Source organism: Actinospica acidithermotolerans (genome assembly GCF_018139625.1).
Taxonomy (GTDB): Bacteria; Actinomycetota; Actinomycetes; order Streptomycetales; family Catenulisporaceae; genus Actinospica; species Actinospica acidithermotolerans.
Genome location: NZ_JAGSOH010000184.1, coordinates 1 through 10,097, shown reverse-complemented (window position 1 = coordinate 10,097; position 10,097 = coordinate 1). Strand labels below are relative to the sequence as shown.

Annotated in this window: 10 protein-coding genes; 4 read left to right on the top strand and 6 right to left on the bottom strand. The window is 71.2% G+C overall.

All coding sequences use genetic code 11. The annotated features are described in order from the left end of the window. Positions 1-205: 205 nt before the first annotated feature. Entirely contained in the window at positions 206-394 is a 189-nt protein-coding gene (locus KDK95_RS32650; RefSeq protein ID WP_212522221.1) for a DUF6104 family protein, read from the top strand. Positions 395-526: 132 nt separating this feature from the next. On the opposite strand, the gene KDK95_RS32645 is transcribed toward KDK95_RS32650, so the two are convergent. The 3 genes from KDK95_RS32645 to KDK95_RS32635 all read right to left on the bottom strand — a co-directional run bounded on the left by KDK95_RS32645 (position 527) and on the right by KDK95_RS32635 (position 3,138). Further along, entirely contained in the window at positions 527-955 is a 429-nt protein-coding gene (locus KDK95_RS32645; RefSeq protein ID WP_212522220.1) for an SRPBCC family protein, read from the bottom strand. Then, the gene (locus KDK95_RS32640; protein WP_212522219.1) at positions 952-1,266 is read right to left on the bottom strand and encodes an ArsR/SmtB family transcription factor; all 315 of its coding nucleotides are present in this window, start codon (positions 1,264-1,266) and stop codon (positions 952-954) included. The genes KDK95_RS32645 and KDK95_RS32640 overlap by 4 nt, the downstream gene beginning before the upstream one ends. Positions 1,267-1,350: 84 nt before the next feature. Further along, positions 1,351-3,138, bottom strand: coding sequence for a peptide-N4-asparagine amidase (locus KDK95_RS32635; protein WP_212522218.1), 1,788 nt, complete (start codon positions 3,136-3,138; stop codon positions 1,351-1,353). Between the two features lie 94 nt (positions 3,139-3,232). Between KDK95_RS32635 and KDK95_RS32630 the strand changes: the two genes are divergently transcribed. The 3 genes from KDK95_RS32630 to KDK95_RS32620 all read left to right on the top strand — a co-directional run bounded on the left by KDK95_RS32630 (position 3,233) and on the right by KDK95_RS32620 (position 5,707). After that, positions 3,233-4,207 carry a GNAT family N-acetyltransferase gene (locus tag KDK95_RS32630; RefSeq protein WP_212522217.1) on the top strand — a complete coding sequence of 325 codons (975 nt, stop codon included), beginning with the start codon at positions 3,233-3,235 and terminating at the stop codon, positions 4,205-4,207. A 9-nt stretch (positions 4,208-4,216) separates the two neighbouring features. Continuing rightward, positions 4,217-4,903 (top strand): HAD family hydrolase, encoded by a 687-nt coding sequence (locus KDK95_RS32625; RefSeq protein WP_212522216.1) that lies wholly within the window; start codon positions 4,217-4,219, stop codon positions 4,901-4,903. A 63-nt stretch (positions 4,904-4,966) separates the two neighbouring features. After that, entirely contained in the window at positions 4,967-5,707 is a 741-nt protein-coding gene (locus KDK95_RS32620) for a DsbA family oxidoreductase (RefSeq protein WP_212522215.1), read from the top strand. Positions 5,708-5,874: 167 nt separating this feature from the next. Here the strand turns inward: KDK95_RS32620 and KDK95_RS32615 are convergent, their stop codons facing one another. The 3 genes from KDK95_RS32615 to KDK95_RS32605 form a co-directional block, all read right to left on the bottom strand. Further along, positions 5,875-6,639, bottom strand: a complete 765-nt coding sequence (locus KDK95_RS32615) for an alpha/beta hydrolase (RefSeq protein WP_212522214.1) — start codon at positions 6,637-6,639, stop codon at positions 5,875-5,877. Positions 6,640-6,678: 39 nt separating this feature from the next. After that, positions 6,679-9,447, bottom strand: a complete 2,769-nt coding sequence (locus tag KDK95_RS32610) for an ABC transporter permease (RefSeq protein ID WP_212522213.1) — start codon at positions 9,445-9,447, stop codon at positions 6,679-6,681. Continuing rightward, a partial coding sequence (locus KDK95_RS32605; protein WP_212522212.1) for an ABC transporter ATP-binding protein occupies positions 9,444-10,097 on the bottom strand: 654 nt, incomplete at its 5' end. The genes KDK95_RS32610 and KDK95_RS32605, both read right to left, overlap by 4 nt.

Genomic DNA, 10,097 nt, shown 5'->3' with positions numbered 1-10,097 from the left:
CAGGAACGGCTCGATCAACGCCCACTCGGCATCGGTCACATCGAAACGCGCCACACCCGAGTTCTACCAGCCACGACCACTCGCCCAGCAAACCGCATCAAAGATCTGAACTACGAACAGTCCCTAGGTGCCCGAGCTGGTCTAGGTGTCCGAACTGCTCTGGGTGCCCGAGCTGGACCAGCGGCGGCCGGGATATCATCCGCGCATGTACTTCACCGACCGGGGCATCGAGGAACTCGCGCAGCGGCGCGGCGAGGAGCAGGTCACGCTCGAATGGCTCGCCGAGCAGTTGCGCACCTTCGTGGACCTGAACCCGGAGTTCGAGACCCCCGTCGAGCGCCTGGCCACCTGGCTCGCGCGTCTGGACGACGAGGACGAGGACCTAGACGACTGAGGCAGTCCCGGCGGACGGCGCGTGCCGACGGCTTGCCGCGTGCCGACCGACGGCGCGTCCCGGCGACTTACTTAGCGAGTCCCGGCGGACGGGGGCGTGCCAGCGACCTACCGCGTCGCGGCGGACGGCGCGTCAGCTCTCGTCGGTGAGGCGGGTCTCGAGGTGCTTCAGCAGGTGCGGCCAGCCCTCGCCCATGCCGTGGAACGCCTGCCTGCCGAGCGGGGAGTCGAGGTCGAAGCCGGCGTGCTCCAGGAACAACCGGGTGCCCTTGCCCTCGGGGGCGAGGCGCCAGGTGATGACGGTGTCGAGGGTGGACTCGGCGAAGCGGTAGGCGAGCAGCCGCTCCGGCTCGACCGCGGTGACCTCGCAGGGCTGTCTGCCCCACTGCTGCATGTCGAGGTGGAAGCGGTGGCCGACGACGGGGGCGATGTCGCCCTCGGTGAACCAGCGGGCCAGCCGGTCCGGCTCGGTGAGGGCGGCCCACACCTTCGCGGGCGGGTGCGGGATGAAGCGGTCGCAGCGGATGACGGCATCCGCGTCGCCGGGGACATCCTGGGTCATCGGGAATCCTCCTCGTCCAGCAGGTCGGACAGCGCGCGCAGGCGCCGGTTCCAGTACCGCTCGAAGGGGTGCAGCCAGTCCTCCACCTCCGCGAGCGGCGCCGCCTCCAGGTGGTAGAAGCGGTGCCGCCCGCGCGGCTCCTCGCGCACCAGGCCCGCGCCGCGCAGCACCGCGAGGTGCTCGGAGACGGCCGGCCGGCCGAGGTCGAACATCCCGGCCAGGTCGCCGGTGGAGCGCGGGCCCTCGCGCAGGCCCTCGAGCAGTCGGCGGCGCACCGGGTTGGCCAGCGCGCCGAACACGTCGGTCGACATGGCCCGAGGATACGTCGGAGATTCCCGACGCGTCAACCTTTCCCGACGCGTCGGGAAAGGTTGACGCTGCCCGCTATCGCCCGGTCATCGCGAGTCGTCGCATCCGGGTCGCGTGTCGGAGGTGACCTGGCCGTGGTCGGCCGTGATGACGTGGTGGTAGCAGGGTTGGGTGAGGCTCCGGCTCTGGTAGTCCTCCGAGTCCTGGCCGTCGGCCTGGATCGAGACGCCGGAGTCGTCGCGCTGCAGGACGCCGCTCGCGTTGACCTGGTCGGCCACGGAGCCGGTGGTCAGCCACACTCCGCGACCGGCGTCGACGCCGACCGCCGTGGTCGTGAAGCGGGCCTGGCTGACCTGCGCGGTGAGCAGGAAGCCGGAGCCGGTCGTGTCGGGCACGTAGCTCGCGTTCATGCTGATCGGGTAGCTCCAGGTGGACTTCGTCGACAGGCCGTTCACGGTCACGACGTCGTAGCCCTGGTCCTTCTGGTCGACCGTCTGGTTCTCCCCGCCCTGCCAGATCTTGTCGATGTTCTGATACGTCGCGTGCTGGCTGACGGTGGTCGTCACCCGGCCGTGGCTGGTGTCGACGTAGCCTGAGACGCTCCAGTCGCGGCCCGCGTTCGCCGTGATGACGTTCGTGCCGCTGACCGGGCTGGTGATGCTCGTGGCCAGGTTCGGCGCGGCGGAGATCGTGTCGGAGGTGACGGCGCCGCCGGTTTGGGCCGCGTGCGCGTCGGTGGTGAGGAACATCGTCGCGTCGAGCATCCACACGTCGCTGATGTCGGCGGGCGGCACGAGCGTGACCGTGTGCTGTTTTCCGTCCGAGAGCACGCCGGCGAACGGGGTCAGGTTCATCGTGTACGGCTCGGTGCGCAGCGAGTCGACGCTCATGATCGGCCGCCACATCAGTGGATTGATCCCACCACTGTAGATCACGGGGTAGACCTGCGCGATCCCGGCCAGCTCGCCGTCGATCTCGACGCCGACCTCGCGGTACGTCCCGCCGCCGCAGTAGCCGTTCGCGATGTCGGCCGAGTCGCTGTCCGGCACGTTGCTGTACCAGAACTCCTCGCAGCCGTTGCCGCGCGCGTAGACCTCGATGCCGACGCCGGTGAGGTTCCTCGGGAACGTCTCGGTGAGGCTGGCGGTCTGCCCCTTCGACAGGTCCCACCAGTCCGAGGCGCCGTCGCTGTCGGTGTTGCTCAGCGGCAGCACCTCGTCGGCGACGTGCGCGGCCGGATACTGCCGGTCAGCCGTGTAGTAGGTAATCTTCAACGTCATGTGATAAATACCCGTATACGTACTGTTGACAACGTTGCCGAGACTCACGTCGATCGGCTGGGCCTTCTCCAGCAGCGGGATGTACTTGCTCAGGTCCGCGTCCACGTGCCACGAGATGCCCGCGGCGTCCGGCTCGGGCGTGCTGGTGCGGAAGACCTCGGCGCCGCCGATCCAGACGCCGGCCAGGCGGTCGTACTGCACGCCCGCGACGCTGCCGTACCAGTCCAGCACGACCTTGCTCCACGGGCCGGAGCAGGCGCTCGGCGGGGTCAGGGTGCCGGTGTAGTCGGCGCCGTAGGAGTTGGCGAAGTCGTGCTGCATCGCGGTCACCGTGCAGCTGCGCGTGGCCGGACGGGAGACCGGCTCGAAGGCGGTGACCGGGTTCTGATATCCGTTCTCGACGTAGTCGGCGGAGGTTCCGGAGCCGCTGCCGGTGTGCGCCTGGACGACGGCGGCGTGCCGCGCGGCCCCTGCGCGGGGCGCGGCCGCCGCGGTGGCGGGTCCGGCCGTCACCGCCAGTCCGGCCACGAGCGCGGCGCCGAGCAAAACGCCGCGCAGGGATTGCCTGCGCGATCTCATGTTGGTGGTGGGCATACGAAAGAACATCGCCCATTCGGTTGCGGGGAGTAAACCCCCTGAAGGCAAAATCGGGTGCATGCCGCCGGACCCCGGACGTAGCATGCGGCCCATGGATACCGTCTGGCGGACTCTGACGAGCGGCGACGCGGCCGCGCTGGCCGAACTCGCCGACGCGTGCGAGGCCGTCGACAGGATCGACGACCACTCCAGCGCCGAGGAGATCGCCGAGGAGCTGGACAGCCCCATGATCGACGCGCGGGACGGCGCCTTCGGGGCCTTCGCCGGCGGCCGTCTGGTGGCCGCCGGGATGGTGTACTCGCGGACGGCGGCGGATCCGGTGCACGGCATGTTCTTCTGGGGCAGGGTCCGCCCGGAATTCCGGCGGCGCGGCCTCGGCACGGAGGTCGTCGACCGTGCGCTCGGAGCCGGTGCGCGGATCACCGAGCGGCTCTTCCCGGGCGCGCGATGCGAGCTGCGGACCGGCGTGGACGCCGCGCTGGCGGGTGACACGGCACTCCTCGAAGCGTGCGGGTTCACGACGAACCGGTACGAGTTCGCGATGGAGCTGCCGTTCGCCGGCCGCGAGCCGCGCAAGACCGGGATCCCGGACGGGTTCACCCTGCTGAACTTCGAGGACGCCCTCTCCGAGGAGTTCCGCGAGACGCACAACCTCGCGTTCGTGCCGGACCACCCGGGCTCGACCTTCCAGACCGCCGAATCCTGGCCGCACGTCATGGGGATCGCCACGTCAAGCTTCCGCGCCGATCTGTCCTTCGGCCTGCGCGACACGAAGACGGGCACCCTCGCCGGCTACGTCCTGTCCCGCTGCTACGAGTCGGAGACGGCGGCGACCGGCCGCCTCGACCTGTACCTCAACTACATCGGCACCCGCCGCGAGTACCGGGGACGCGGCCTGGCCGGCGCCCTGATCGACGCCGCGCTCGAGGCGGCGGCCGCGAAGGGCTTCGACAGCGCGTCGCTCAGCGTCTACGCGGACAATCCGAGCGGGGCGCTCGGCGTCTACGAGCGCGCGGGCTTCCGGGTGCGCCGCCGCATCAAGGTCTTCACGCGGCTGGCCCCGTAGTATGAACGCATGAATTTCGCCTTCTTCGACCTCGACGACACCCTGGTGGACACCCGCGCCGCGCTGCACGCGTGGGCGCTCGACTTCGTCGCCGAGTACGGAATAGGCGACGGCGACGAGGAGCAGGCGGCGGCACGCGTCGTGTCCCAGCGGGTGCGCGAGGTCGAGACCTGGCGGGAGTTCGCCGAGCACGTGGACGAGTGGTACGGGATCGACGTCCCCGTCGACCAGCTCTTCGAGAAGCTGGCCACCTCGTATTCGGCGAAGTTCACCATCGCGCCGAGCGTGACCGACGGCCTGGTCCGGCTGCGCGCGGCCGGCTTGCTGCTCGGCATCGTCACCAACGGGATGACGCGCGTTCAGCACGGCAAGATCGACCAGGTCGGCCTGCGCGACTACGTGGACGTCGTGATCGACTCCCAGTCGGCCGGCGTCCGGAAGCCGGACCGCCGGATATTCGAGCACGCGGCCGGCCTGATCGGCGTCGAGCTCGGGCCGCGCGGCTGGATGGTCGGCGACATGCTGGACAAGGACGTCGAGGGCGGGATCGCCGCGGGCCTGCGCACGATCTGGCTGCCGCACGAGGTCGTGCGCGCCCCCGGCGACCCGGAGCCGGAGTTCGCCGCCGCCTCGATCGACGAGGCGATCGCCATCATCGAGGGCTCGGTGCGGACGCCGGCGGCAACGGCGGAATAAACCGCCGCCCGGCTTCCGCTGTTGCGGGTGAAGAGTCGTCTAGTGGTCGGTGGGAGCCGGAGAATGCGCGTCGAGATCTGGAGCGATGTGGCCTGTCCGTGGTGCTACATCGGCAAGGCCCGCTTCGAGCAGGGGCTGGCCGGCTTCGAGCACAAGGACGAGGTCGAGGTCGTCTTCCGCTCCTACGAGCTCGACCCGAACCGCGCCGAAGGCGACACGACGCAGGTCATCCCGATGCTCGCGCGGAAGTACGGCATGAGCGAGGCGCAGGCGAGGCAGGCCGAGCAGCGGGTTGCGGACAACGCGCGCTCCGAGGGGCTCGGCTACATCGCCGAGGGCCGCGACCACGGCAGCACCTTCGCCATCCACCGGCTGCTGCACTTCGCCAAGACCAAGGGCGTGCAGAACGAGCTGATCGACCTGACCTTCAAGGCGAACTTCGCCGAGGAGCGCTCGGTGTTCGACCGCGCGCGCGTCCTCGAACTGGCCGTCGAGGCCGGTCTCGACAAGGACGACGCCGCCGCCGTGTACGACGACCCCGAGGCGTACGCGACGGAGGTGCGGCAGGACGAGCGCGAGGCGCAGGAGCTCGGCGCCAACGGCGTGCCGTTCTTCGTGCTGGACCGGCGCTACGGCGTGTCCGGCGGGCAGCCGGCCGACGTCTTCAAGCAGGCGCTGGAGGAGGCGTGGGCCACCCGCCCGCAGCCGCTCAAGCTGCCGAGCGTGCCGGGCCTCGGCCCGGACGACATCGGCGTGAGCGGCGACGTCTGCGGACCGGACGGCTGCGCGGTCCCGCAGCGCTGAAACCGGCGGCAAGGCCGATCCTCGCGCTTGCCGGCGCGAGGATCGACACAGCACGGCCGGCAGCGCGCTATCGGACGAGCCGCGACCCCAGGTAGTCCACCGACTCCTTGATGGCCGATCCTCGCGCTTGCCGGCGCGAGGATCGCCACAGCACGGCCGGCAGCGCGCTATCGGACGAGACGCGACCCCAGGTAGTCCACCGACTCCTTGATCAGGCCGGAGACGTCGGGGTAGCGCTGGAAGCAGTGGTCGGCGCCGGGCACGATCCGCATGGTCGAGTCCGCGCCGACGCCGAGCAGCAGCTCGTGCAGCCGCAGGCTCTGCGCGACCGGTACCTCCCCGTCCTCGTCGCCGTGCACGAGCAGGACCGGCGGCGCGGCCGGGGTCACGTGCGTGACGGGGCTGGCCGCGGCCGCGAGTTCGCGCGCATCCTTCAGTGGCACACCGTAGAGCTGGGAGTGCCGTTCCAGCTCCGCGGGATCGGCGGGTAGGAACTCCGCGAGGTCCGTTACCGGGTACCAGGCGACGACGGCCTTCACCTGCGGCACGGTCAGCCCGGCGAGCAGCGCGAGCAGGCCGCCCGCCGACTCGCCCCAGACGCCGGTCCGGTCCGCGTCGTACCCGTAGCGTTCCGCGCGCTCGCGCAGGAACCGCAGCGCGGAGCGCACGTCCTTCTCCTGGTCAGCGGGATGCGCGGCGGGCGCGAGCCGGTAGTCGATGGACGCGCAGGCGATCCCGGCGGCCGTCAGCGCGCCGAAGACCGAGCCGGGCGCGAGCGTGCCCGGCAGACCGACCCGGTCCCCGCCGTGGAAGCCGCCGCCGTGGATCCAGACGACGAGCGGGGGCCGGGTCACCCCGTCCGGCGTGTAGAGGTCGAGAAGTGTCGGCTCGAAGCCGGGGACGGCGGAGAATTCGAGGCCACGACGAATCACCTCAGCAATTTTACTCACCTGCCGTGATCGGAGAACAACTCAGCCGACTGTTCGGCCGGAACCGTGCGCCCGCGAGCGGCTGAGCAGGGCCGCGCCGAGGGCGGTGAGCAGCGGCACGGCGAGGGCCACGGCGCCGAGATCGAGCCACGGCACCGTGAACACGCGCTGCGCGCCGTCGATGCTCAGCACGTCGTTCGGATCGAGCCGTGCCAGATTGCTGACTCTGATCAGGCCCGCGGCGATCAGGAGGCCGATCGGGACGCCGATCAGCACGCCGAGCCCGGTCACCACGAGCGCCGTGCTGCCGGCCAGCCGGCGCCGCGTCCACGGGCTGCCGCCGACCGCGACGAGCGTGTCCTGATCCGCCTGCCCGTCCGCGAGTGCGAGGCCGGTGGCGATCCCGCCGGCGGCGAACGCGACGAACACGGCGATGAGCAGCACCACGACGTTCGCCAGCCCGTACTCGCTCCGCAGCCCGTCCTCCACGGTCAGTCCGCTGTGGACGCCGAAGCCGGCGATCACCTGGTCCGCGGTGGCCTGCTGCGCGGTGGTGGCGTGGCTGCTCAGGTCGAGCAGCAGCGTCTTGGTGCCGTCGGCGATGCCGAGCGACCGCGCGGCCTTGGCCGAGAGGAGGTAGCCGGGGCTCGGGAAGTCGTGCACCGGGATGTAGACGGCGGGCACGGTCAGCCGCTCCGTCTTCTTGATGAGCTTGCCGTCGGCCGGGACGACGACCGTCGTCTTCCCGTTCTGCACGATCCCCTGCGTGAACAGCACCACGCCGCCCTGATCGAGCACGGCGTCGGCCCGCGCGTCGTCGAAGCCGGTGATCTCACGGAACTCCGCCGGTCCGCCGATCGCGTTCTGCACGGTCCCGCCGCCGTACGACGCGTTTCCGCAGACTGTCGTGATGGCGTTGTTCGTCGCCTCGGGGCAGCCGAAGTCGTCGCCCGGCGCCTCGAAGGCGACCTGCCAGCTGTCCGGAGCGCCGCTCGCGCCCACGGAGCCGGTCAGCATGGTGCCGGTCACCGGCAGGATGCCGCGCAGCTTCGCGGTGATCTCGGCGGCCTGCTTCGCATCGGCGACGCCGACGATCGCGACCTGGTTGCCGAGCAGCGACGGCTGGTAGTTCGCGCGTTCCTGTGCCAGGCCGCTCTCCAGCCAGACCCCTGCGGCCACGGCCCCGGCGACGGCCGCGAACATCGCCGCGACCGCGGGCGTCGTGCGTGAGCTGTTGCGGGCTCCGTCGCGCAGCGCCAGGCGCGGGCTGAGCGGCAGGATCCCGCCCCAGCGGGCCGCGAGGGCGATCACGGCCGGGGTGCACAGGATCCCGCCGATCTCCACCAGGGCGATACCGGCGACGACGTCGACCGCGCCGAAGCCGAGCGAGCTGCCGGCGACGAAGTACTCTGTGACGAGCCCGACGCAGATCAGGGCGGCGCCGAGCACCACGCGGCCGACGCGCACGCGGCGGGTGACGGCGCCTCTGCGGCCGTTGAGAGCACCGACGATGTCGCGCCGTGCCACAGAGATGGCCGGTGCGAGCGCCGCGCACATGCCGAGCACGATCGCCAGCAGTGCGACCACGGCCACGCTGACGACGCTCACGTGCACGGCCCCCGGCAGCTGCGAGGTGTGGCGCGCGATGAAGGCCAGCGCGGCGGCGCCGGTGGCGAAGCCGAGCGCGGCGCCGACCACTCCGGCGATCGCGCCGAGCACCAAGCCGTCCGCGAGTACGATCCGGCGGATCTGGACGTCGCTCGCGCCGACCGCGCCGAGCATCGCGTATTCGCGCTCCCGTCGGCGTGCGGAAACCGCGAAGGCCGGTCCGGCGAGCAGGACGACTTCGAGCAGTGCGATGCCGGCGACCATCGCCGTGATCGCGACACTCGCGTCGCTGCCGCCGAGGACGAAGCGGTAGCCCGCGATGCCCAGGGTCCCGTATCCCTCGGCGAACAGGTAACTCGGCGTGCCGGAGGGGATCTGCGACGCGGCAGGCGGATCGAGCGCGACGTCGCGGGAGATGACGCGGAACCCGCTCTTGTTGAGCTGCTCGACCTCGCTCCAGGTCACCCCGCCGCTGTTCTTCACGAACCAGCCCGCGCGGCCCTCGCCGGTGACCGCCGGAGCGCCCGGCAGCGCGTAGACCGCGTCCGCGTTCATCTGCGACGGCTGCCGCATCAGGCCGACGACGGTGAACGTCGCCGACTTCCCGTCGCGCGCCGACGAGGCGTCGAGGGTGACCCTGTCGCCGACCTTCACGCCCAGGTCGGCGGCGGCCACCGGGCTCAGGTCGACCTCCGACGCGGTGGTCGGGCGACGGCCCGCGGAAAGGTCGATGGCGCCGTTCAGTGCGCTGTCGGAGACATCGAGCCGGTAGTACTCGCTGGTCGCGCTGGCGGTCGAACCGTGCATGATGACGCTGCTGGAGACGTCTTCGGCGAGCAGGGTGGCGTGCGGCAGCACGGCCCGGATCGCCTTGTCGGAGGCGAGTTGGGCAGAGGTCAGCGTCGGCGGGTTCTGCGTCAGGTCGACCTGAATGGAATCCGCGTTGACGTCCGCCGACTGGTAGATCGGCATGCCCTCCGTCGTGTCGATGAACGCATCGGTCCCGCCGACGGCCCGCGTCACCCGTTCCTGCGCAGTCAGATCCTGGGTGCTGGTCAGGATCGTGTCGAGCGCGGTCACGCCGAACACCGGCAGACCGAGCATCGCGACGATCAGGGCATTGCGAGCCTTGTGCCGCAGCACCTCGCGCCGTGAGATACGCAGCGCCGCTCGCCACGACGTCCCCCACCCGAAGGCGCTCATCGGGCACCCGCCGCGGAGTCCGTGCTGCTGGCGATGACGGCCGAGGTGGGCGCTCCGGTGCTGTCCACGATTCGCCCGTCCCGCAGGAAGATCGTGCGGTCCGCGTACGCGGCGTAGCGCGGCTCGTGCGTGACCAGGATGCCGGCCGCGCCCGCGTCGCAGCGCTGCCGCAGGACCTTGAGCACCGCCTCAGAGGTCTGCGAGTCCAGCGCGCCGGTCGGCTCGTCCGCGAGCACCAGGCGCCGGTCGCCGATCAGGGCCCTGGCGATGGCCGTGCGCTGGCGCTGGCCGCCGGACATCTCGTCCGGGAACCGCGGAGCCAGGTGCTCGACGCCGACCTCGGCGAGCGCGGCCTCGGCCAGCTTCCTGGCCCGGCCGGCCCGCACCCCGTCCAGCTCCAGCGGCAGCGCGACGTTCTCCGCGGCCGTGAGGGCCGGTATGAGGTTGTAGTCCTGGAAGACGTAGCCGATCCGGGTGCGGCGCAGCCTGGCCAGCTGCCGCCTGGACAGCTCGTCGAGCCGCACCCCCTCGACGACCACCTCCCCCGCGGTCGGCGAGTCCAGGCCGCCGACCAGCGAGAGCAGCGTCGTCTTGCCGGAGCCGCTCGGGCCCATCACCGCGACCAGCTCCCCCGCCGCCACATCGAGGCC